The sequence below is a fragment of the Rhodocaloribacter sp. genome, assembly GCF_056451265.1.
Map to the genome: position 1 here is coordinate 61,152 of NZ_JBWOPL010000054.1, position 23,418 is coordinate 84,569.

Annotated in this window: 19 protein-coding genes; 4 read left to right on the forward strand and 15 right to left on the reverse strand. The window is 66.4% G+C overall.

Features of this window, described 5'->3' with window-relative positions:
* Positions 1-1,038: an endonuclease/exonuclease/phosphatase family protein gene (locus AC1HIY_RS10340; protein WP_479576654.1), complete on the reverse strand. Its 1,038-nt coding sequence runs from the start codon at positions 1,036-1,038 to the stop codon at positions 1-3.
* Between the two features lie 244 nt (positions 1,039-1,282).
* Between AC1HIY_RS10340 and AC1HIY_RS10345 the strand changes: the two genes are divergently transcribed.
* The 3 genes from AC1HIY_RS10345 to AC1HIY_RS10355 all read left to right on the forward strand — a co-directional run bounded on the left by AC1HIY_RS10345 (position 1,283) and on the right by AC1HIY_RS10355 (position 4,459).
* Positions 1,283-2,695, forward strand: coding sequence for a TolC family protein (locus AC1HIY_RS10345; protein WP_479576655.1), 1,413 nt, complete (start codon positions 1,283-1,285; stop codon positions 2,693-2,695).
* Between the two features lie 59 nt (positions 2,696-2,754).
* Complete coding sequence (locus tag AC1HIY_RS10350) at positions 2,755-3,387, forward strand: MlaC/ttg2D family ABC transporter substrate-binding protein (RefSeq protein ID WP_479576656.1); 633 nt, start codon at positions 2,755-2,757, stop codon at positions 3,385-3,387.
* A 97-nt stretch (positions 3,388-3,484) separates the two neighbouring features.
* Positions 3,485-4,459 carry a hypothetical protein gene (locus AC1HIY_RS10355; RefSeq protein ID WP_479576657.1) on the forward strand — a complete coding sequence of 325 codons (975 nt, stop codon included), beginning with the start codon at positions 3,485-3,487 and terminating at the stop codon, positions 4,457-4,459.
* 33 nt (positions 4,460-4,492) lie between these two features.
* Here AC1HIY_RS10355 and AC1HIY_RS10360 read toward each other — a convergent pair whose 3' ends face one another.
* From AC1HIY_RS10360 to AC1HIY_RS10410, 11 genes are all read right to left on the reverse strand, one after another.
* Positions 4,493-6,133: a hypothetical protein gene (locus tag AC1HIY_RS10360; RefSeq protein WP_479576658.1), complete on the reverse strand. Its 1,641-nt coding sequence runs from the start codon at positions 6,131-6,133 to the stop codon at positions 4,493-4,495.
* 59 nt (positions 6,134-6,192) lie between these two features.
* A complete protein-coding gene (locus AC1HIY_RS10365) occupies positions 6,193-7,008 on the reverse strand; it encodes an undecaprenyl-diphosphate phosphatase (RefSeq protein ID WP_479576659.1) in 816 nt (271 codons plus the stop codon).
* A 111-nt stretch (positions 7,009-7,119) separates the two neighbouring features.
* Complete coding sequence (locus AC1HIY_RS10370; RefSeq protein ID WP_479576660.1) at positions 7,120-8,775, reverse strand: Rqc2 family fibronectin-binding protein; 1,656 nt, start codon at positions 8,773-8,775, stop codon at positions 7,120-7,122.
* A 238-nt stretch (positions 8,776-9,013) separates the two neighbouring features.
* Positions 9,014-11,056 (reverse strand): methyl-accepting chemotaxis protein, encoded by a 2,043-nt coding sequence (locus AC1HIY_RS10375; protein WP_479576661.1) that lies wholly within the window; start codon positions 11,054-11,056, stop codon positions 9,014-9,016.
* A 658-nt stretch (positions 11,057-11,714) separates the two neighbouring features.
* Positions 11,715-12,545, reverse strand: a complete 831-nt coding sequence (locus tag AC1HIY_RS10380; protein ID WP_479576662.1) for an N-acyl homoserine lactonase family protein — start codon at positions 12,543-12,545, stop codon at positions 11,715-11,717.
* A 106-nt stretch (positions 12,546-12,651) separates the two neighbouring features.
* A complete protein-coding gene (locus tag AC1HIY_RS10385) occupies positions 12,652-13,341 on the reverse strand; it encodes an HD domain-containing protein (RefSeq protein ID WP_479576663.1) in 690 nt (229 codons plus the stop codon).
* 97 nt (positions 13,342-13,438) lie between these two features.
* Positions 13,439-15,091: a bacillithiol biosynthesis cysteine-adding enzyme BshC gene (gene bshC, locus AC1HIY_RS10390; protein WP_479576664.1), complete on the reverse strand. Its 1,653-nt coding sequence runs from the start codon at positions 15,089-15,091 to the stop codon at positions 13,439-13,441.
* Positions 15,092-15,218: 127 nt separating this feature from the next.
* The gene (locus AC1HIY_RS10395) at positions 15,219-15,797 is read right to left on the reverse strand and encodes a bifunctional nuclease family protein (RefSeq protein WP_479576665.1); all 579 of its coding nucleotides are present in this window, start codon (positions 15,795-15,797) and stop codon (positions 15,219-15,221) included.
* A gap of 168 nt (positions 15,798-15,965) precedes the next feature.
* A complete protein-coding gene (gene hisC / locus AC1HIY_RS10400; protein ID WP_479576666.1) occupies positions 15,966-17,078 on the reverse strand; it encodes a histidinol-phosphate transaminase in 1,113 nt (370 codons plus the stop codon).
* Positions 17,079-17,325: 247 nt separating this feature from the next.
* A complete protein-coding gene (locus AC1HIY_RS10405) occupies positions 17,326-17,751 on the reverse strand; it encodes a DUF3276 family protein (protein WP_479576667.1) in 426 nt (141 codons plus the stop codon).
* 275 nt (positions 17,752-18,026) lie between these two features.
* Positions 18,027-19,769: a trypsin-like peptidase domain-containing protein gene (locus AC1HIY_RS10410; protein WP_479576668.1), complete on the reverse strand. Its 1,743-nt coding sequence runs from the start codon at positions 19,767-19,769 to the stop codon at positions 18,027-18,029.
* A 295-nt stretch (positions 19,770-20,064) separates the two neighbouring features.
* On the opposite strand from AC1HIY_RS10410, the gene AC1HIY_RS10415 reads away from it, so the two are divergent.
* A complete protein-coding gene (locus AC1HIY_RS10415; RefSeq protein WP_479576669.1) occupies positions 20,065-20,562 on the forward strand; it encodes a hypothetical protein in 498 nt (165 codons plus the stop codon).
* A 27-nt stretch (positions 20,563-20,589) separates the two neighbouring features.
* Here the strand turns inward: AC1HIY_RS10415 and AC1HIY_RS10420 are convergent, their stop codons facing one another.
* The 3 genes from AC1HIY_RS10420 to AC1HIY_RS10430 all read right to left on the reverse strand — a co-directional run bounded on the left by AC1HIY_RS10420 (position 20,590) and on the right by AC1HIY_RS10430 (position 23,355).
* Positions 20,590-21,420: a purine-nucleoside phosphorylase gene (locus tag AC1HIY_RS10420; protein WP_479576670.1), complete on the reverse strand. Its 831-nt coding sequence runs from the start codon at positions 21,418-21,420 to the stop codon at positions 20,590-20,592.
* A gap of 42 nt (positions 21,421-21,462) precedes the next feature.
* Entirely contained in the window at positions 21,463-22,602 is a 1,140-nt protein-coding gene (locus AC1HIY_RS10425) for an AI-2E family transporter (protein WP_479576671.1), read from the reverse strand.
* A 99-nt stretch (positions 22,603-22,701) separates the two neighbouring features.
* Entirely contained in the window at positions 22,702-23,355 is a 654-nt protein-coding gene (locus AC1HIY_RS10430) for a RecX family transcriptional regulator (RefSeq protein ID WP_479576672.1), read from the reverse strand.
* Positions 23,356-23,418: the final 63 nt, after the last annotated feature.

A 23,418-nucleotide genomic window follows, 5' to 3' on the forward strand; every position in this document is an offset into this window, starting at 1 on the left:
TCAGCGCACAAGGACGAAACGCATCACCACCGCCCGGTGGTCGGACGGCTGGTCCGGCCCGCCGGCGACGTACGCCTCGACGGGCCGGATCCGGTCGGCATTGAAAAAGACGTGGTCGATCTTGAGGCGCGGGGCGTCGGCGGGGAAGGTGCCGACGACCTCGGGCACGCGCTCCGGCGCGGGAAGACCGTCGAACGCCTCCCGCAGCCCTTCTTCGGCATGGAGGAGCGCGACGGCGTGGTCGTCCTCGAGCGCGGCCCGCATCTCCTCCGGCACGCCGGCCCGGTCCTCGGGGAGCACGCTGTTGAAATCGCCGAGGAGGAGGACGGGGTATGCGTCCCTGTACTGTCGATACAGCGCGAGCACCTGCTCGGCCTGCCGGTTGCGCGTGGCGGCGTCGAAGGCTTCGAGGTGGACGTTGATGAGGATGATCGGCTCTCCGGCGTCGAGGCGGACGACCTGCGCGAGGCGGTCGAGGTAGAAGGCGTCGTAATAGAACGGAGTCGGCGGACGTTCGAGGACGAGGCGTTCGTGGGCAAGGAGGGGGAGGCGACTGAGCACGGCCTCTCCGGAGCGGATGCGCCCGAAGTGCATCGAGGGGCGCAGGGAAGGGAAGGGGACGTATCGCTTATCCCAGTTCACCGCCCTTGCCGCCGCGTGAAAGCCGCCGCGCCGGGCGAGCGCGTCGAGTTGATCCACGTCGAAGGAACGCGCCGCGCCGAAGTCGATCTCCTGAAAAGCGACCACGTCCGGGCGCGCGGAGGCGAGGAGCCGGGCCGCCGCCGTCAGGTTCTCGTCGAAAAGCCGTTCGGTGCGCGCCACGGGTCGATTGTTCGTCATCCCCGAGAGATAGCCGAGGTTGTACGTCATCACGGTGAGGGTGTCCGGCGCGGGGACGGGCGCTTCGTCGTACACCGTGAGGGTCGCATACGCCGACGGCGGCAACGTGCTCGAACGGGCCCAGAAGAAAAAGCCCGCAAAAAGCAGCGCCGGGAGGACGAGCGCCCACCACAGACGGCTTCGCTTCGGAAAGGGCATGAGGGTTCGGGGCGAAGATGGCAGGTGCGTCGAAAATCCGTCGAACGAAGCTCCGCGGGAAACGTTCGGGAACGTCCCCCGGCGGCGCTCCGGAAGGAATCGAGGCGCCCTGACGGCGCGCGAACGTGAGTCCCCGGCGCGTGGCTTTCGCGGGTGGGCTTTCCTTGTTACCTTGCCCGCTCCGGCGGCGGCGTGGAAGCGCGCGCAGGGGAGTGTCTTTTCGATGCACGATTGCAGGAACGTGATGAAACAAACCGCCTCTCTTCTTTGCCTCTGGGTTCTTCTCGGGTTTTTCGGGGGGGCTTCGGCGCGCGCGCAGCCCGCGCCGGCGGATACGCTCCGGTTCGACCTCGCAAGCGCCGTCACCCGCGCACTGGAGGTGAGTCCGGAGGTGGGGGCGGTGGAGGCGGACCGGGCCTACGCCGAGGCGCAGTCGCGCCTGGCCCGCGCGAGCCGGTACCTGACCGAGTTCAAGATGACGTCGGTGCATGCGCCGGGGCCGGGGCTCAAGAACATCGACGGCACGCCGACGGACCGGCTCTATCTCAACCCGGACGTGCGGAACGACTGGTCCCGCCTGCGCCCGTTCACACGGGTGGAAGTGGAATTGCTTCAGCCGATTTATACGTGGGGGGAGCTGGGCGGCAACATCCGTGCGGCGCGGCAGGGCGTGGCCGTCGAGGCGGCGGCCGTGCGGGAGAAAGAGGCCGAGGTGGCGCTCCGCACGGGCGAACTGTACTACAACGTGCTCCTCGCCGAGGCCCTTTTTCGCGTGGCGGAGGAAGCCCGAGACGCTCTGACTCAGGCGAAGAAAGAGATCGAGAAACTCCTCGACGAGGGCGCAGAGGGAGTGGACGAAGCCGACCGTTTCCAGATTCTGATCGCCGAGCAGGAGTTCGAGCGGCGGAAGGTGGAAGTGGCGCAGCAACGGCTCACGGCGCGGACGGCGCTCGCCCGCCAGCTTTTCCTGCCCGACGGGGCCGTGCTCGCGCCCGAAGACGCCGCACTCACCCCCGTTCCTTTCTCGCTCGACTCGCTCGACGCCTACGTTGCCACGGCGCTGACCATGCGCCCGGAACTGAGCCGGGCCGCCGCCGGAGTCGCCGCCCGGCAGGCCCTCGTCGAGGTGGCGCGGTCGGATTATTACCCCAAGCTCTTTCTTGGCGCGTCGTTCAAGCTCTCGGCCATCGAGGGGCGGTACCGCCAGCGCAACCCGTACGTCAGCGATCCGTTTCTGTCTCGCGGGCTTCAGGCCGGGCTCGGTATTCGGCAGAAGCTCAACTTCGCGCAGACCCGCGCCCGTGTGGAGCAGGCCCGCGCGCAGCGCGACGAAGTCCGGTTCCAGGCCGAGGGTGCGCGGCAGTTGATCCGGTTCGAGGTCGAGGAGGCCTACCGGAACGTTCTCATCGCGCAGTCGGCGCTCGATGCGCGCGGGAAGGCGCTTCAGTTGAGCAAAGAGTGGCTGCGCACCGAGCAGATCAACTTCGACCTCGACATCGGCGACACCGACAACCTCATCAAAGCCGTGCAGACCAAACTGGAGTTGGAGGCGGCTCATCAGCAGGCGGTCCAGCAATACAACGTCGCCGTGTTGCGGCTGATGCGCGCCGCCGGCGTCCTGACGACCCGTCTTCAGAGCGGCACGCTTGTTGACTGATGCCGGGCGGCGCGCAGCCCCTGCCGTAACGTCATGCAATCTCCCTTGACCGATCATCGATGACCGATATGTTGAACAGCTTCCGTTTTCTCCTGCTCGCGCTTCTGACGGCGGCGGGCCTGCTGGCCGCACCGGCTTCGGCGCAGGATCGCGCCGCCGGGGATCGCGCCGCCGAGGTGCGCGCCCTCCTCGAACAACGCGACCGTGAAATCAAAGCCCTCCTCGGAGACCGGGAGACCTTCACCGACGAACAGCGCGAGAAGCTCAAAGAGGTCATCAACGACGGGATCGACTTCGAGGCGATGGGCCGGAAAGCCCTGGGGAAATACTGGGCCGACCTGACGCCGGAACAGCGCGCCGAGTTCGTCGAAGTCTTCAGTGACATCGTGCGGGCGCACTCGCTCTCGGACCTCGACGCGTACCGCTCGAAGGTCACGTACGATGCGATCACGGTCGAAGGCGATTCCGCCTATGTGAGCACCACGACGACGCACAAGGACGTGACGGTGAAGGTGGACTACGTCCTCGGCTATCACGACGGGCAATGGTGGGTGTACGACATCATCCTCGACGGGGTCAGCACGGCGGAGGGCTATGCGCGCTCCTTTCAGGCGCTCATCCGGAAGAAGGGATTCGACACCCTGATGGAACGCCTCCGCGCTCGCCGGGAGAAGATGCTGGCCACGGGTTGACCTTCTGCGTTCCCCCTTTTTTCAAAGAACCTCGCACCCGGATCGGCGTACCGTTACGGTTTAGCGGAGTTTACACGGCTTTTCACGGAACGAGATGATGCCGACGCCAGTCGAGGGGTATGTTCTGCATGCGTATGGGGACGAGAAGTACGTGCGGCACGTAGTGGCTTCCGTCGTGACGCTTCGCCGCCACGATCCGGACCGGCCCGTGGCGCTCTTCTGCCCGCCCGAGCACCAGGCGCTCCTGGCGCGGCACGGCCTCGACACCCTCTTTGCCCACATCGGCGACCTGCCCGAGGAGCACCGCTCCATCGTCGGCTTCAAACATCACCTCCACCGCTTTTCCCCGTTCGACCGCACCCTCTTCGTCGATGCCGACATGGTGTGGTGCCGCGACCCGGATCCCCTGTGGCGGCAGCTCTCGGCGTTCCCTTTCACGGCCACCGGGTTGCCCCGCGCCGACTTCTACTTCGGCGGGCCGAAGGGCCTCGGCGTCGTCGTGGATTTTCTGCTCGACCGCCGCGACCGGACGCTCCGCCGCTTCGGGCTGACGCACCTGCCGCGCGTGCAGGCGGGCATGATCTACAGCCAGGACCGCGCGTTGACGGAGCAGGTGTGCGGTTTCGCTTCCGAGTTCCTCGCGCGCCGCGACGAGACGCACTTCCGCAGCCGCCTCAGCGAAGGACGCAGCGAAGAGACGTGCGAGTGGAGCCTGGCGATGGCCATGAGCCGCCTCCACCTCCCGATCTACCTCTGGCACCAGGGATACAACAGCCCGCAACTCGACTTCGTGGAGGGGTTCGTCGCGTACGACCCGGACTTCGAGCGCGTGGTCTGCCGCTACTATTCCGACCGGTTCGTGCACAGCATGCGCTTCATGCCGAACGTTTGGCTCCGGGATGCGCTCCTGGCGTTGTTCACGCGGGTGCCCGGGCGCGGCGACTATCTGGACGTGACGCCCTTCGTGCTGCATTTCGGATGGATCCATCAAAAGCAGCCGTTCTACGACTTTGCCGACCGCACGTGGGCGCGTCTCACGCGTTCGCAGGCCGTAGTGGGCGAGAAGGTCTGAGAACAGGGCGGCGATCCCCGGCCCCGTCGCGCTTCACAGGCGGGTGATGAGATGCCGGAGGAAGGAGAGCCACGGGCCGAAGAAGGCGGCGGCGAGGAAGCAGGCAGGCACGCCGAGGAGGACGAAGGGATGGGTGAGCGCCGCCGTGAGCGTGCGGGACAGGGGCGCGCGTGTGATCCGGGAGAAGTCGAGGAGCGTGCGGGCCGTGGCCCACAGCGTAAGGAGCAACCAGGCTCCGGCGAGGGCCAGGGCTGCCCCGGCCGAGACGGGCTGAGAGGCCAGGACCATCGCGGCGACCATGAGCGGGAGCAACGTCCACCGGGGCCACACCACGAGCATGAAGACCTGTCCCGGCGCGAGCGGACGCCGGCGGCGGGCAACGAGGGCGAGCACACCGGCCCACACCGCGAGGGCCAGGGCATAGAGGCTGCCCGCCGTCAGGGCCAGGAGCCACGGCTGCCGGAGCAGGCCCGCGAGCGTTATCCGCACGCCCCCCGGAAGCCACTGGAGCGCCGGCATCATCGCCCGGCTGTCCAGGATCGCGCCGAAGACGACGCTCGCCGTCATCCCCACACTGACGGCGATGGCCAGGAGCAGGAGCGCGCTGGTCATCGGCAGCACGTCGCGACCCTCCCGGACGGCGTCGCAATAGAAGCCGTGCGCGAGAAAATAGCGCGGCGCCATGAACCGGAAGCGGGGCGAGCGCACGTAGTGCCCCGCGATCATCGCCACGACGGCCCATCCGAGGAGGACGATCCACGGCGCCCCCGGCCCCGGCGCTTCGCCGGTGGGGAAGGCGAAGACCCGCTGCCGCCCCGTATAGATGCCCGCCATAACGTCAAAGGCCGGGCGGGGCCGGCCGGCGCGGTCGTGGAGGCCGTACCGTCGTCCGTACGGGTCGGGCGGCTCCGGTTCGGCGTCGGCCTCCGGGTCGGCGTCGCGCCAGCGATGGACGAACACGGCCACGGGCGGGGTCTCGGCGTCGAGCAGCGCGTTGAGGTGGGTTTCGAGGAAGCGGGCCTGCGCTTCGGGCGCGTGCGCGTTTCGGAGGCCGCGTGGGCCGTCCGGGTCCACCCATGCGCCGAGCGTGGCCAGCCCGCGCCCCGTCCAGTCCGCCACCGGGGGCAGACGGTCGCGCGCGTCGAGCAGCGCGAAGTCGACGGTGTCGCGGCAGCGGTCCGCCGCCGTGAATGCACTGACGTAGTACAGCCTCACGCTGTCGGGGCGCATCCCGGCGAGGGTGCGGAAGAAGTCGCACGCCTCCGGGTCGCTCGTGTCGCTCCGGCGGGCGAGGCCGAAGTGGCGGGCGGAGCGATGGCCGCGCGCGCGCGCCAGGGCCCGGCGGAGCGTCTCCCGCGCGAAGGCGAGCGTGTCGGCGAGGCGGGCGGCGGGCAGGGCGTCGAGCGGCAGTTCCTGAAAGAGCCGAAGCCCGAGCGTGTCGGCGAGCGAAAGCAGGCGTTCCTCCCGGACGATCCCGGTGCGCACCGCCTCGACGCCCGCCTCACGCATGCGGATGAGGTCGGCTTCCGCATGCGCCACGTCGGCCGGAGCCGCCCACACCACGCCTTTCCACACCCTCGGCTGCGCGCGCACCGGAAGGCTTGCCGCGCACGCGAGGAGCGCCGCAAACCCCAGCGCGCACGCCGGCTTGAGGATCGGATGACGAAACGTCACGGCAATACCCGGCAGACGAAGAGGGACGGGCGTAAGGTAGGCCGGAAAGCGGCGGTTGCTCAAATGAAAATCAGGCCGAGCGTGCCGACGAGGAAACAATAATAGGCGAAGTACGCCAGGTTGCCCCGCCGGATGACGTCGAGCAGAAGCTTGATCGCCGCCACGCCCGAGACGTACGCCACCACCGTGCCGATGACCAGCGGCAGCCAGCCCATCGTGATGCCCTCTTCGGCCATCTCGAGGCTTTTGAGGAGCGTTGCGCCGAGGACCACGGGCAGGAGCATCAGGAACGAGAAGTCCGCCGCGCGCCGGGGCGTCACGTTCAGGTAGAGCGCCGTGCAGATCGTTGCACCGGACCGGGAGATGCCGGGAATCATCGCCGCCGACTGCGCCGTGCCGATGAGGAAAGCCTTTCCCGGCGTGATCGGGCCGTCCGGGTTTTTCCGGAGGAGCGTCAGGAGCAAAAGCACCCCCGTGACGATGAGCATGCCGGCGACGAAGTGCGGGTCGCCGAAACGGGATTCGAGAAAATCTTTGAAAAGGACGTACACCAGCCCCGTCGGGATCATCGTGATGAGAATGAAAACCGCCGTGCGCACCTCCTCTTCTCTCCGGTAGTGCTCGGCAAATTCCCCCGGCGCCAGCGCCGCCGCTATCGACTTTCGGAGGAGCGCGAGGACTTCGTACCTGTAGACCGTCAGAATGCTCAACACCGTGCCGAAGTGGACGAACACCTCGAAGGTCACGTTGTCCGCGCCCGCCGGATCGATGCCGAGGAGGTATTTGCCCAGCACGAGGTGCCCCGACGAGGAGATGGGCAGAAACTCGGTCAACCCTTGCACCAGACCCAGAAGGGCCGCTTCCCACCAGTTCATTCGAAATCAGATTTTGGAAGGGGGACTTTCGTGTGCGAAGCGAGGAAGGTACGATGCGCCGGGAGGAAGCGAAACGAAGCCGCCGTAAATTCTTTCAAACTCCCCCGCCGTTCACTTCGGCAGTTTCGGCTCGACGAGGAGCACGTCCTCGCGTTCGACGACGACGGCGCCGGGGGGCGCGCCCTTCGGCTTGCGCACGTACTTCCGCTCGGTGACGATGACCGGGACGAGGCCGCTGCCCCGCGCTTTGCTGAAATACGCGGCGATGCTCGCGGCGCGCTCGAGAAGGTCTTTGCCGGGTCGGGCCTGCCGGTTCGGGAGGCGGAGCACCGCGTGCGAGCCGCCGACGCCGCGCGCGTGCATCCACAGGTCGTGCTTCCGGGCGTGGCGGAACGTGAGCAGGTCGTTCTGTTTCGCATGTTTGCCCACCCATACCTCGAAGCCGCCGCCGAGCGGAAAGCGCCGGAACGGGACGCCGCTTTTCGCCCGCGCCTCCGGGGCGAGGAACGCCTCGAGCCGGTCGGCTTCCTTTTTCTTGAAGCGTTCGAGGTCGGCATACGTGTCGATGCGGCGGAGGCGTTCGAGGAGGGCCTCGGCTTCCTCGGCGCGGCGCTCGGCCTCGGCCATGCGCTCCTCGGCGTGGGCGCGGGAGCGCCGCGTCCGGCGGGCCTTCTCATAATACCGTTGCGCGTTCTCGACGGCGCTCTTCGCCGGGTCGAGGGGGATGGTGACGGGCGCGCCGCCGGCGAAGAGGTCGGGCAGCGTGACGGCTTCCGCGCCGGGCGGCACGGCGGCGGGGTTCGCCATGAGCAGGTGCGCCCATCGCTCGTACCGGTCGGCGCGGCTCTCGCGGGCGAGCTCTTCGAGCATGCGCTCGGCGCTCGCCCGGTAGCGGTCGCGCGCCGAGCGGAGCGCCTTTTCGAGCGGGGCGTATGCCTGCCGAAAACGCGCCTCGCCCAGGCTGCGACGGACGAACAGGCGCACGGCGGCGTCCACCGAGTCGAACGGCTCTTCGGTCAGGTCTTCGCGGCCTTCGAGGTGGCGGAGGCGGATGAGAGAGAAGACCTCGGGCGAGCGTCCGCGCCAGAAGATGCGTGGCGACGGGCCTTCGAGTTCGCTTCGGAGCGCGCGTGCGGCTTCGAAGAGGGCGCGGCGCTCGGCCTCGGAGCAGGCGGCGGGATGGGACGGCGTCACGCCCGCGCGGTGGACGGCCTCGGCGGCGAGGGTGCGGTCGAAGAGCGGGAGGGCGGCGGCGAGGGCCTGCGTCGTCGTCTTCCGGTCGATGCGCCACCGGGCCTCGAAAGCCTCGAACGTGTCGACGAGGGGGGCGGGATGCGGGGCGGGGGCCGCCCGCCCGGACCATTCGGCATCGGCCTGAAAGGCTTCGCGCACCCGTCCTTCGGCGTCGGTGAGGAAGACGTTGGCGTGCGGGCCGAAGAGCATGACCTGAAAGCGCAGGCCGCCCTCGAGGTCGAGGTAGAGGATGCGGTCGCGTTCGGCCATGCGCAGCCCCGTCACGCGCCGGTCGAAGCTCGTCTCGAACAGCGTGGCGACGTTTCGCCGGGCCTTGCTGTAACCTTCCGAGCGAAAGAGGAAACGGAGCGGCCCGCGCACCGACGCGCGAAGCATCCACGCGCGCTCCGGCTTCGCGAGGGCCAGCGTCAGTTCGTCGCGCGTCTGCGAGAACGCATCCCCCACCACCCCCCCGACGAGGTCCGGCGTCCACTCGCGCACGAGCGCCTTCAGCGTGTAATAGTTGGTGATCATGCGTGCTCGAATGCGAGGCGTCCTTTCCGCTCAGAAGACGGAACGGTTCAACGTCCGAGCGCGGAAACGTTTCACGCGCGGCTTCCTTTGGCTTCGCCGCCGTCCGCTGAACGCATCGCTTCCGGAGGAGGGGGACGAGCCACGCGCCGAAAAGGCACGCGCCGCCCCCGGGAGAGGCGGCGCGTGCGCGGGTCGAGAAAGACCTTTGGATTCGGTTCGTGTCGAGGAGGAGGCGCCGTTACTCCAGCGTGGGCGTGTGCGACCACCGGTGCTCCGTCGCCGCGCCGTCTCCGGCCGCCGCCGGCCGATCTGCGCGCGGCGACGGAGTTTCGGTATGGTCCACTTTGAACTGCGCGACGAGTGCGCTGAGTTGATCCATGGCCTGGTTCAGTTCGTCTGTGGAGCGGACGATCTCGCTGATCCCCCGCGCCGACTCATCCGAGACCATCGAGATGGCCTCGACGCTGCGCGAGATCTGCTCACTCGTTGCCGACTGCTCTTCGGTGGCTGCCGCAATCTGACCAATCAGATCAACGGTTTGCTGCGTCTCCGCCACGATTTTCTCCAGAGCCTCGCCGGCCTTGTCGGCGAGCACGATGCCGGTCTTCACTTCCTCAGTGCCCTGTTGCATCGACGTGACGGCGTCAGTGGTTTCGGATTGAATCGTCAGGATCATCTCGGCAATCTGCTTGGTGGCCTGGGTGGTCCGCTCGGCCAGTTTGCGCACCTCGTCGGCGACGACGGCAAAGCCCCGGCCCTGCTCTCCCGCGCGGGCGGCCTCAATGGCGGCGTTGAGGGCCAGCAGGTTGGTCTGATCGGCAATGTCGTCGATCGTCGAGATGATCTCTCCGATCTGCTGGCTCGACGCACCGAGACGTTCCACCATGCCGGCAGACTGCCCGACGCGATCGGCGATCTGGCGAATCTTGACGATGGTCTGCTCGACCACCTGTCCGCCCTGCTCGGCTACCTCGCCGTTTTGCTGGGCGACCGTGGCGGTGCGGGTGGCGTTCTTGGCGTTCTCGATGATGGTGCGGGTCATCTCCTCGACGGCGGCAGCGACCTCGGTTGCCTGGGCGGACTGCTCCTGAGCCCCGACCGCCAGCTCCTCGGTGGTTCTGGAGATGAGCGTAGCCGTCGTGACGGTCGCCTCGACCGCGCCGCGCACCTGATCGAAGAGACGGCGTATGTTCTGAACGGCCTTGTTGAAACCGCGAGACAGCTTGCCGATCTCGTCGTCGCCGTGTCCGGCATCGAGTTGCACCGTCAGGTCTCCGGCGGCGAAACGGTCCATTTCGGTCAGGATCTTGTCCACGCTTTGCGTGAGGTATTGCCGTTGTTCTTCCGACTCGCGCACGGCTTCTTCTACCTTCCGTTCCACATTCGCCTTCTCGGCTTCCAGGGCCTCGGCCGAAGTGCGGATGTCGCGCACCATCGTGTTGAACGATTGGCTGAGCGCGCCGATCTCGTCTTCTACGTCCAGTTCTACCTGAACCGTGAGGTCGCCTTCGGCCACGCGGCGGGTCCCCTGCTCCAGGGACTGAATCGGGCGGGTGACGAGGCGGGAGATGCCCCATGCCACCAGCGTCAACATCACCAGGGTAAGAAAAGCGATCAGCCCGATCATGCGGGCCTTCCTGGAAACGGCGGCATGCACCGGCTCCATAGACATCATGACCTCGAAAGCGCCGTGGATCTCACCGACTTTCCATCCCTCCATCTTCGTTCCGGTGATGTCGGTGCCGTCGGTGGTGCCCCAGTACTCAAAGGACTTGTTCGGGTCGCCGTGGCAGCGCATGCACTCTTCCGTCAATTCAATCGGGCGGAAGTAACGAAGTTTATCGGTTTCAGGGTCGATTTCCCAGAATTCCGGCATTTCCCGGTTCATGAGCCGGCGCAGCACCTGGGCTTCGTAAGGATCCGGTTCGTTGTCGGTATTGCGGGGCTGGAATTTGGGGACCTTGAACTCGAGTCCCAGTTCTTCGGCCTTCGCGCGCGTGGCGCGCATGGCGGCAAAGATGGGGACGGTATAGAGGACCTGCTTCTTCTCCGTAAGATCTTCCCTGAAAACGCCGTTTTTGATCTGTTCGGCAGCGTATTCACGGGTCGATTCCGCTTGCAGGATGAGCGTGCGCGCCTGTAAGACCAGCGCTTCGATCTCCTGCTTTTCGGTCATGGATGAGAAGTAGAAGTAGATGAAAAGACTGCTGATGACAGAGACGAGAACCAGCGGAAGGATAATTTTATATCCAAGCCGGAGCGCATTCCATTTGCGTTTCATTACTAACCTCAAGGCAATAGTGACGGTGGCACGTACAGGGAAGTCCGGGGGAACCCGGCAGATCACCTGATCCAGAGATGCGACAAACCTGCCGGCATCGGGAAGAAAAACTTCGTTCGGAACGGTTCTTTTCGTACGAACGGTTCTCTTCCACGATGGCGTGTGATGCGCTCACAGGGCGCTGACGGGAGACATTGCATCAGGGGTGTTCCTCGGCTCTCGCCCGGACGGACGCAGCAGGAGACGATCCCCGGATGGTGGTGCCGTGTCGGTGTCAGGTCCTACGGAGGCGGACATCAATCACTCCGGAGCGGTGGCGTTTCGCAGTGGCGTAGGGGGGTATCGTCCTTGAATGAAATACTTTAAAAAAAATTCATGCGCCGGATCTGAACCCGACGTTGTCCATCCGGCGACAGAGGCTGCTCGCTACCGGAGCCCTTCTGATCGCGTGCGCGGCCGCAAACGCCAGGCTCGCCTTGAAAGTGACGGCTGCCGGGTTGAACAGCGGCCTCAAGAGATCGGCTTCACCTCTTGGGCTCGTTCCCATGCGCTGCGAGGGAACGCCCGACGGGGATGAGAGAAGCTTTCACGACGTCAAGCGCCGCGACCGATGCGCACACGCACCCGGACGAACCTTTCGGAAAACGGCTCATCGGCATCACACCGCCGCATCGAGGATTTGCTCTTGCCGAAGCCTTTCGGCGGATTGGGGATCGTGAGAAGGCAGATATACGGTCGGCTCGCTCCGGGCATATTCCAGAATGGCGTCGAGGGTCTGCAGAGCGGCGGCCCGGTTCGGGCTGACGCCGTCGGGTTCTCTTTCCAGCAGGAGACGCTGCGTGTAGCTCGTATCTCCCGCCAGAAAATAGTTTATCCCGCCTTTCTTTACGATCACTGAAACGTGCCCCGGCGTATGCCCCGGCGTGGGCACGACGAGGACGTCGCCGGCCTTCGTCACCGCATAGCTTCTCCCGAAGGGGCCGATGGGGACGGCCTCGAACGGTATCGGCTTCGGCGCGAACCATGCGGGCCACCGGTGAGGCAGATATCCCTGGAGCTTGCCCATGAACCCCCGAGCGCTCTGGTAGTCCCGGCCTTGAACGAGGATCTCGCTCTCGGGAAAGTGATGAAGCCCTCCCGCGTGATCCGTATGAAAATGCGTCAGAATGACCGTGCGGACCTCCTTCGGAGCGATGCCGATCTTTTCCAGTTGGGGTCCGATTTCCTGCTCCGCCGCCACGTCCATACGGACCGAGGTGCGGAAGTAGGGGTGCCAGCGTGGAAAGTAGCCCGGCTCGGACGCACGCGCCGTCTCTCCGGTGTCCACGACGACGACGCCTTCCGGATGCTCGATCGCCCACGCGTAGATAGGAAGCCATTCGGTCCAGGTCCGGTCCAGGAGCACGCGCAAGAGCCCCCCCGTTTTCCTTCGCCGCTGTGCGACTTTAACCTGTACATGGCCGGTCAGGATGGGATGAATTTTGATCATGGAACCGAGGTTGAACTATGGATGCGATAAGCGACATAACGTTTGAGCCAACACGACGGGGCTGCAGACCGGACCACGAAAGATGAAATACGGTCGGTTTCGGCGCTCAGCCGGCGGCGGTGCTCGTGAGCCGTTCGAAGCGTTCGAGTTCGGCGCGGAGGGCCGTGCGGAGAGGGGCGAGGCGAGGGTCGGTGTGGGCGTCGGAGGCGTCGAGGACGGCGTGGAAGAACCAGCGCTGCGCCTCGGGTCCGGCGCTGAGGGGGCGACGGTTCGGCCCTTTCTCGAAAATGTTCAACCCGCTGGCCAGGCTCTCATTCATCGACCAGAGGTTGTGGAGCTTGTCGGCCAGGCTGATGGCGACGGCCCCGGCGGAGGCGGTGTGGAGACGGGCGGCGTAGTCCTCCTTCCGCGCGCGCCACGGGCGGAAGTTGCCGTGCGCGTCGTACTTCTCCTCGGTCACTTCGGCCACGCGGCGCGCGACGGCCTCGCCCATGAGCGCGCTCAGCTCGCCGTAGCGCAGTTCCTCGCCGTACTGGTTGGCGTCCTCGATGACGTCGTGGAGAAAGGCGGCGGCCACGGTCACCTCGTCCCACCCGGCGCGTTGCACGGTCATCGCCACCATCGTCACGTGCGCCATCACGGGCACGCCGAGCGCCTCCGAAGGCGGCACACCGAAGGCAGGGTCGCGCCACCGGCTCTTTCGGTACGTGCCGTCGTGCCACTGCGCCGAGAGCTCGACGGCCTGTTCGATGAGCGGACTGAAAAGCGGCTCCGCGGGGATCGTTTCGGATTTCATGGCATCAGGAAGCCTCGACCGCCCGCCGCTCTTCCCCTCTGCCATGCGGCGCACGCCGGACGACCGTCCTCACGCACTGCGCCCCCGGCGCGCCGTATCAAAGCTCCACGATCTGATGTTCCGTGGTGTCGAGGGAGAGGGTGACGAGCAGGTTTTCGAGCAGGTCGGAGCTGTATTTGTTCAGAAAATAGAGCGGAGAGACGACGCGTTCCTGGAGCTTGCCGTCCGGGAAAAGGTTCACCTGCGCCTTGTTCAGTTGTGCCCGGAGCGTGTCGTGGTGGCGTTTCTCGGCCTTGACGGCGCGTTCCTTCAGCCGCGTGAACTCTTTCACGAGCGCGACGCGGGCGGCCTCGGCGGCTTTCCCGAGCGAGCGGTCCACCTGTTCGACGACGGGCTTGAACGTGTTGACGGCCTCGTGCAGATGCCGCGCCGACGCCTGGAAGGCCGCCTCGATGTCCACCTCCATCTCGTCGAGGATGACGCGGCGGAACAGTCGGTCGTGCTCCTCGCCGAAGTCGGGCACGTCCACCGGATGACGATCGAGCACTTTCTTCACCTTCGGCTCGACGAGGGTGACGCTGGCGCGGGGATAGATGACGGGCATCGGCAGGCCGGCCCACGCATACATCGGCTTGAACTGTGCGAAGTACGACACCTCGCCCGGTCCGGCCACGTACGCCGCCGTGGGCAAGAGGGTATCCTGCATGAGCGGGCGGAGGACGACGTTGGCGCTGAAGCACTCGGGGTGGCGTTCGAGCCGGTCGAGGAGGGCGTCTTTCGTGAGCAGGTGCGCCGTGCCGCGCAGCCGGAAGCGGTCGCCCTCGGCGTCGACGGCGTAGCGCCGACCGGCTTCGAGGAGGAAGAGGTTCGTCGGGCGGATGTGGACCTGCGCGTGGTAGCGGTCGGCGAGGCGCGCGCTCACGGCCTCGAAACGTTCGAGCGCCGTGGCGTAATCCTCGATTTCCCGGCGGAAAAGCGGGGCGGTCAGGCGTTTGAATCGCCGGTCGTCCGGGGAGAGGAAGACGAGCCCTTCGTCGGGGAAGAAGGCGCGCATGAGGCGGGCGAAGGCGTCGAGGAGCGTCGTGCCGGGGCGATAGGCGTCGCGCACCTTTGCCATCAGCTCGGCCTTGAAGTCGGAGGGCGCGAGCATCGCTTCGACGGCGTCGAGCACGTCGGTGATCTGTTCGGTGAGCACGAGCCGCCCGACGGGCCCCAGGTTGCCGCCTTCGGGAAGCGTGTGCCCGTCGTATCGCACCTCGGCCACTTCGTTTCGGTGCAGAAGGCGCACGCCCGCCACCTCGTCGAAGTCGTGGTCCTCGCCTTCGAGCCAGAACACGGGCACGACGGGCCGTCCCGTCTCCTGGCGCAACCGCCGCGCGAGCTGGAGGGCGGTGATGGTTTTGTACGGCGTATAGAGCGGTCCGGTGAGCAGCCCCACCTGCTGTCCCGTCACCACGGCCACGGCCTCCGGGTCTCGGAGCGCCTCGATGTTCGCGCGTGCGGCGTCGTCGAGGCCCCAGCGGGCGTTCTGGTCGAGGAGCACCTCGACGAGGGCGTCGCGGTCGCGGGGGTGGGCGGCGGCGCGGGCGGCCGCTTCGGCACGGGCCCCGGCGCTCCGGAAGTCGCCCGCATAGTATGCGGCGAGCGCGTCGTAGTCCGCGCAATACTGTTCGAAGAGGGCCGGGAACGCGCGCATCGCCGTCAGGGGAACGCGGCGCACGGTGTAGGCGGTCGGAGCGACAACGGGCATGAATCTGCGGCGGAAGGATGAAAAAAAGAAACGCGAAACGAGTCACACGCAGGCGCCGGCGCGCGCGCCGGAACGGACAGCCTTACGAGGGACGTTTCACGTTAGTGACGGGGACGAGGCGGGCGCGTCAGTTGCTTTCGCTCTCGAGCCGTTGAATCTTGTCTCGGATCTGAGCGGCCAGCTCATAGTTTTCCTCGGCGATGGCGTCTTCGAGCTGTTTTTGCAGCCGGGCCAAGGGCGACTTGGGCAGGGGCTCTTCTTCTTCCACCGGTTCCTCCTTTGCCATGGTGACTTCCTCTTCGGTCGGGATGCCGGCTTCGTCGAGCACCTCCGGGGCTACATAGATGGGCGCTTCGACGCGGACGGCGAGGGCCACCGCATCGCTGGGCCGGGCATCGAGCTTGCCTTCGGTCCCATTGTGCACATACCGGATCTTGGCGAAGAACGTTCCGTCCCGCAATTCGTCGATCACCACTTCGATCACCTCCGCGTTGACGGCCTCGAAGAGGTCGCGCAGGAGGTCGTGCGTCATGGGGCGCGGCGGCGAGATCTTCTCGAGCTCCAGCGCGATGGCCTGCGCCTCGAAGGCTCCGATGATGATGGGCAGCCGCCGGTTGCCGTCGATCTCGCCGAGCACCAGCGCATATGCGCCGCCGCTGGAGGGGCTGGTGGAAAGTCCGATAATATCTACCTGAATTGCATCCATTGTGCTTATTGACAACGAAAAAAACGGTGATGATGGGGTTGGCTACCAGACATTTTCGAGTTCACGATCAGGGGCCGATCCGGCCCATTGTCACGAAAGAGATCACGCCTTTTCAACCTCCAACCAGGCGATGCGCCGGGGCTGTTTCGCCGGTCGCATGAACGCCGTTCAGACGCCGGCTTGCGCTCGCAGCGTTTCTTTCAACGCCGCCACAAACACCTGGTTCTCATTCGGCATTCCGGCGTTTACGCGGAGGTATCCGGGGAGTTCGGGATAGCCGCTCATGTCTCGCACGAGCACGCCGTGCTCGGCCAGGCCCGCCATTACGAGGCGCGGCTCCAGTCCTGTGCGGAAGAGCACGAAGTTGGTCTGCGAGGGGATCACCTCGACGCCGTCGAGGGCCTGAAGGTCGGCGGTGAGGCGGCGACACGAAGCCTTGAGTGCGTCGATGCGGGCCCGGACCAGCTCGGGGCGCTCCAAAAGCGTCATCGCCACGGTCTCGGCGAAGCGGTCGACCATGAAGGGCAGGCGCGCCTTGAGCAATTCGGCGATCACCTCGGGACGGCCCAAGAGATAGCCCACCCGCAGCCCCGCCAGGCCGAAGGCCTTCGAGAACGTGCGCATCACGAGCACGTTCGGATGCCGCGCCAGCAGACGGATCGCGCTCGGCTCCTCGTTGAACTCGACGTACGCCTCGTCGACGAGGACGAAGCCGGGGGCTGCCGCCACGACGCGCGCGATCTCGTCCGGCGTCATGGCCAGCCCCGTCGGGTTGTTCGGCGAGGCGAGCACGGTCAGGGCCGGCCGCGTTCGCTCGACGGCGGCGGTGAGGGCGTCGGCGTCGAAGCGCAGGTCGGGGCGCGGCGGCACGCCGATCACCTCGCCGCCGAAGATCCGCGCCATCGTGCCGTAGAGCGCAAACATGGGGCGGGGCAAAACGACGCGCGCGCCCGGTCCGACCAGGGCGAGGCCGAGCGTGTACGCGAGTTCGTTCGAACCGTTGCCGATGAGCACGCCGTCAGGGTCGTGACCGAGCCGCGCGGCGAGGGCTTCGCGGAGCCGGTCGGGCTGTTCGGTCGGATAGCGGTTGAACGGCGCCCGCATGAACGCCTCCAGCAGTTCCCGCTTGAGGTCCTCGGGGAGGTCGTACGGGCACTCGTTCTGATTGAGCTTTACCGTCACGTCCGGGGCGCTGCCCACGTGATAGGCGCGCTCCCGTCGCACCTCCGGGCGGATGAACCGCAAGGTCGCCTCCAGCTCCTCCTCCTGCCTGGTCGTCATGCCCGCTCTTCTCCGGTCGATTGCGAAAACGGAAGGCCCGACGGCGCTTCCTTTCCCCGGCCCGCCGACAACGCAAAAAGCCGGGACAACCCGGCCTGTATAATCAAATTCGCGTGATTTGATTCCCCCGCCAGGCCTGCCCCGTCGCCCTTCGCAAAAGGTTCACGGGGCCAAGCCGTGCGTAGTCCGTCCGGCGGCGCATCGCCTCCAGACCGGAGCGTCGTCGCCGCCCCTTCCGGTGGGAGGCTCAATAGTCCCGCTCGTCGTCGTGATACGACTCCTCGTAATTCTCCGACGGAAGCACCTCCGGAAGCCCCCGAAAATCGTACGCCGGCAGGCACTCGTCCCGGATGTATTGCACCACCTCGTGCATGGCCGTCATGAATTTGCCGAAGTCCTCCTTGTAGAGAAAGACCTTGTGCTTCTCGTATCGCCCGTCGCTCAATCGTTTGCTCTCGGTGATGGTGATGAAAAAATCTTCACCCGAGCGCGTCGTTTTCACGTCGAAGAAATACGTCCGTTTTCCGGCGGGCACCCGCTTCGAGAAGATTTCGTCCCGATAGCGTCCGGCATTCTGGCGATGGTTTTCCCTGCCCACGGCGTCGTCGTGCAGGGCTTCTCCGTCGGGATAGCCCTGTGCACCATGGTCCTGATGCTCCTGTTCGTAACTCATCGATCCTTGCTCCGACTGCTCCGCGCCCCGGGGCCAGAGCTTGTTAAGATTAAACAACGGCAAACGAAAGGTTAAGGGTTGGAGTAAGGCCTGGATCCTACCGTGGGTGATGTCTATGCGCACCAATATGCAAAGGAATTAGTGAAAATACAATGATCTGTGGCACTTGATGTCATTTGCGCTCCTTTCGGCGGTCTTCGCGAGGAGGAATGGAGCGCGGAGCGCGCGGCATTATTTACACAAGAATACGCGATTCGGCGGAGGGCGGCGCGGAATCACGGCGGGGGTTGATAGGCAGCCAGAGAGGCGCGGGGTCGCGGCAAGAGCGTGACCGGATGCAAGGCGGGTGTGTGGAGCACCGTTCGGAGCCGCCGCGCCCATCGCGGGCTGGTGTCGGTGAGGCGAGCCAGCAGGGCCTGCACGCGGGGTTCATCGCCGAGGGCGAGGCGGCAGAGGGCGAGGTCGTAGACGGCGGGGGTGAAGGCGGCGTCGTAGTTGAGGACGGCCTCCAGCAGCGCCGCCGCCCGATCATAGCGGAGGAGACCCATCAGCGCCTGCGCCCGCCCGTAGAGGGCCAGATGGGCGTACGGCGCATAGGCCTGTGTGCGCGCAAACAGGCGCTCGGCCGCCGCATACTCGCCCGCCTCGAGGTGCTGCTGAGCCAGCATGTAGGCCGCCGGGAAAAAGCCGTCGTACACTTCGAGGGCGTCGTGATAGGCGGCGGCGGCATCCTGCGGTGTGCCGAGCATCTGATAGATCATGCCGCGCATGAAGTGGAGGCCGGGGTCCGGCTCGTCCCACCGCGCGAGGGCGGCGTCGAAGTCGGCGAGCCACTGGTCGAACTGGGGCTCGTGGCGCCGCCCGATGGAGAGCATGGCCGAAAGGCGGAAGGCCTGCACGTGGGGCAACGCCTGAAAGGCGGGGTCGTCAAAGACCGCTTTGAGCGACCGGGGTCGCCGGACCCGAAAGCGCTGCCGGAGCGCCGGGCGCGGGTCGGTGGCGATGCTCACCTCTTCGCGAAGGATTTCGTGGCGGCGGCCCAGCACCGTGCCCGCCGAGACGACGCCGAGCACTTCGCCCTTCTCGTTCAGCAGCGGCCCGCCGCTGTCGCCGGGGCGTACGGGGTTGGCGCTGACCCAGAGCCGTTCGACGTCGTTGAGCGCGATCTCGGGGAAGCGCTCGCCCGCGGTGCTTCGCTGTACGCCGCCGGGCCACCCGTAGGTGAAGGCGACCCGTCCGTCGCTGTGCCGCGGCGCGTCCGTCACCGCGCCGAGCGGGAGCGGCTCCATGCCGGCCCGGCGCGTTTCTTTCGGATCCACGTAGAGCACCACCACGTCGCGCACCGGATCGACGGTCCACACTTTCTTGATGGAGAGACGCTTGCCGCCGGGCAGCGTCAGCCGGATGCGGTCGGCGTCCATGACCACGTGATAGCTCGTGATGAAAGCGTCCGGGGCGACCAGAAAGGCGGAGCCGTTGCGCAGGTAGATGCGCTCTTGATCGGGGTCGTGCACCTCCACGTCGATGGACACCACGGCCTGCCGCGCCGAGAAGATGCGGGGCGTCACCCGGTAGGCGAGGATGTGGTGCGTCCGCGCGGCATAGGTGCGCCCCTCATAGCGCACCTCGAAGGCCGGCGTCGTCAGCGCGCCGGCGCGCAGCGCCCGCAAGACGAAGCGCCCCGTCACCACCAGCACGGAGCCGCCGTCCGCGTTCGTCTGTCGCCGTGCCGGGGCGTCTTCCCGCGAGAGCAGCTCGAGGCCGTCGAGGCCGCCGGCGAACGTGCCGTGCCGAAACGCCTCTTCGAGGCGCGCCTTCGTGCCGGAGGCCGCATATACCTCCACGCGCATCACGAGCGGCGCCCCCACCGCCACCGCCGTCCGCTCGACGACGCTGAAGATCTGCACCCCCGCCGCTCCCGGCGAGGCACGCGGCGCCTCCACCGGAACCCACGCGCCGAGCCAGAACAGGCTCGCCACGCCCAGAACCATGATTCTTCGCAATCCGTGGTTGCGCATCGGATACCTCCTCCTGTCGCGCACACGCTCGAAAAACACCTTTATAAGTGCGCCGGGCGCGTAACGATCAGCACCCGATCCCTCCATCAGTACACGATCTCCGCCCCGAATGAAAGGCATTTTTTCATGCGTCTTTCCGGCGGGCGGTTGCGACTCTCGGGAAAGTATGGGAACTTGCGTCCGACCTCGCGTTGCTTCGTTCCGGTGCGCTCTGTCCCGAAACGGTGGATTGAGGCGTTGCTTCCCGTGGCCTGAGAAGTTCGAGCGCATTATTCATAACGAAAAGGAACCGAACGTGAGAAAGCAAACGATGATCGTGATTTTTGCGCTGATGGCGCTGTTGCCCGTCTCGGGCGCGCTGGCCCAACTGGGCAACGACACCCCGGAGCACGACGCCCGCGTCGCGAAAAGCCTCAAGGAGGCCGGCGTCAAGTACACCATCGACGAGGACGGAGATTACAAAGTGATCTTCGACACGGGAAACGGTCGAACCCAGCTGGCCTACGTTCGGTCCGCAACCAACGAGTACCGGAATTTCGAGGTGCGCGAGATCTGGTCCTTCGGCTACCGCGCCGAAGGCGACAGCTTTCCCGCGCTCGTGGCCAACGCCCTGCTCGAAGACACTTTCTCGAAAAAGCTCGGCGCGTGGACCAAGAGCGGCTCCTCGGCAATCTTCGTGGTGCGTCTTTCCGCCGGCGCCGATTCGGAGTCCCTCTTCAGTGCGCTGAACCTGGCCGTCACCTCCGCCGACGCGATGGAAGAGAAGCTCACGGGAGACAAGGACCAGTTCTGACCGGCCTGCCGCTTCCGAGCGCGGGTCTCAGGCGGTCTCCCGGACGACGCTGCGGACGAGGCGTTCGAGGGCGCCGCGGATCTGCCGGCCCACCCGGAGCACGTCTTCATGGACGAGCGGGTCCGCATGAAGCCCGGCGGCGTAGTTCGTGATGGTGGAGATGCCGAGCACGCGCATGCCGAGGTAGCGCGCCTGGATCACCTCGGGCACGGTGCTCATGCCCACGGCGTCGGCTCCGAGCTTTTTGAACGCCTGGATCTCGGCCTTCGTCTCGTAGCTCGGCCCGCGTGTCCACAGGTAGACACCGCGCCGCGTGGCGATGCCCTGCCGGAGCGCCGCCGCCTCGGCCCGGTCGGTCCATGCCGGATCGTACGGGGCCGACATGTCGGGGAAGCGGGGGCCGCCGTCCGTGTTCGGCCCGGCAAGAGGGCTGGCGAAGGTGAAGTTGATGTGGTCCGTGATGAACATGAGCGTGCCGGGCACGCACAACGGATGGATGCCGCCGGCGGCGTTCGTCACGAGGAGGCGGCGCGCGCCGAGGGCGTGCACGAGGCGGACGGGGAACGTGACGGCGCGCATGGGATGGCCTTCGTAGAGATGCACCCGCCCCTGGATGAACACCACGTCCCGCCCTTCGAAGCGCCCGAAGACGAGCCGCCCCCGATGGCCCGCCACGGTGCTTCGGGGATAGCCGGGCAGGTCCTCCGTCGGGAACGCGCGGGCGTCCTCGGCGGCTTCGGCGAGCGCGCCGAGGCCGGAGCCGAGCACCAGCGCGACCTCGGGCACGCGCGGCTCCGTTTCACGAATCATCGCCACGGCGGCGCGCACGTCGGCGTCTGGTGCGTTGGTCTCCGTCATAATCTTTTCGCTTTGATGCATCAGAAGGATCGGGCGCCCGGATCACGCCGTTCTCAAGATCCGATAGTTTCTCAAACTCCACAAGACCTGTTCGACGGTCACGCGGATGGTGGTCGTCAGCGGGATGGCGACGAGCATGCCCACGATGCCCGCCAGCTGCGCCCCGATCAGCACCACGAAGAGGATCACGAGCGGGTGCGTCCGCGCCGCGCGTGAGAAGATGAACGGTTGGAAGAACACGTTGTCGGCGATCTGGGTGAGCGCCATCGCCAGCACCACGCCCGGCACCAGCGAGAAGTCGCCCGTCTGCGCAACCCCCACGAGCGTGCCGGCCAGAAAGCCGATGATCGGGCCGAAGTACGGGATCGTGTTCGCCAGCCCCGCAAAGATCCCCACGGCCAGCGCATACTTCAGCCCGACCACGTAGAGAAGCACCGTCGCCACCGTGGCAATCGAGATGCTCTGCAACAGCAGCGCCCGCAGGTAGCGCCCGATGTTCGCCTCGATCTTCTCGATGATCGCCAGCGTGACTTCGAAGTACCGGTTCGGAGCCAGGCGCAAGAGGCTCCGGCGGATCTTCGCGCCGTCTTTCAGAAAAAAGAACGTGATGAAGGGAATGACGATGACGGCGTAGAAAATGTTGGTAAAGATGTCCACCACCGATCCGACGACGTTGGTGAGGCGGTCTTCCCGGAAGAGGGTCTGGAACACGTTGGTGACGCCCTCCCGAAGCCGCCCTTCCTTCAGCGGGAACACCTGGCGGATCCGGTCTTCGACGGCCGTCGCCACGCTCTGGATGCGATCCGGAGAGATCTCCTGTGCGATGTCGTTGATCTGGGTGACGAGGAACGGCGCCAGATACGTCAGCAGAATGCTGACGCCGCCGAAGACGAGCACGAAGGTCATGAGGATGGCGGGGATGCGTCCGAGCCCCAGCCCTTCGAGGCGGTGCATGATGGGCCGCATCAGGTAGGACAGGGCCATGCCGATGGCCAGGAAGACGACCAGCCGCGAGAAGTACCACAACAGCAGCGCCACGGTCGCCACGACGGCGGCGGCCAGCAGACCGCGCACCACCCGGTCGACGGTGAGGCGGGGCGGCGGCGGGGCCAGATACGGCGGCGGACTTCCACGCCCCGGCACGGGCGATGCGAGATCCTCGGTGGTGACGTCACGTTGCATAAGCCGCCGCAGGTTGTTCGGAGACGCGGGTGCGATAAAACCTTCTGTACGCCGGACGGTCCGCGCGGTTTTCCCGCCCGTGCGAAGGCCGCGCGTCGTTCACGTCTCCTCCCGCGCCAGCTCGTCCACCACGCGGCGGACCACGTCGAAGGAGAACCCCCGGCGCACGAGGTAGTCGGTGAGCTTTTTCCGGCGTTTGCGGGGATCGGGTTCGGAGGCGAGGCGGGGCCAGCGTTTGGCCGCGTGTCGGCGCGCCTGCTCCGCCACGTCGTCCTCGGCGAGCAGCTCGGCGAGCGCGGCGTCGGCGTAATCGCGGCGGACACCCCGGCGGAGGAGCTCGGCGCGGATGCGCTGCGGGCCATAGCCTCGGCCGGCGAACCGGGCGCGGACGTAGGCGCGGGCATAGGCTTCGTCGTCGAGGTAGCCGAGCGTATAGAGCCGCCCGACGACCTCGTCGATGACGCCTTCCTCGAACCCTTTCTCGGACAGCTTGCGCCGCACCTCGCCTTCGGTGCGCGCCCGGTAGGCGAGATAATGAAACGCCGCCGACTTTGCCCGAAACACGGCGTCTGCCGCGAGGATCTCTTCGCACGCGGCCTCGGTCAGCGCGCGTCCCGGAGCCAGCCCGAACGCCAGCGCCACATCCATGTGCACCCCGAAGGCAAAGGCGCCGTCGAGAAAGACCGAGACGCGGTCGGGGTCCTTTTTTTGCGCGACGAGCCGGGTGACGACGCCTGCCGGGTGTTCGGTCATGAGGAGAACGCGGAACGAAAAGGAAACACCATCCGATGACCCCCGAGATCGGGGCGTGTTCCC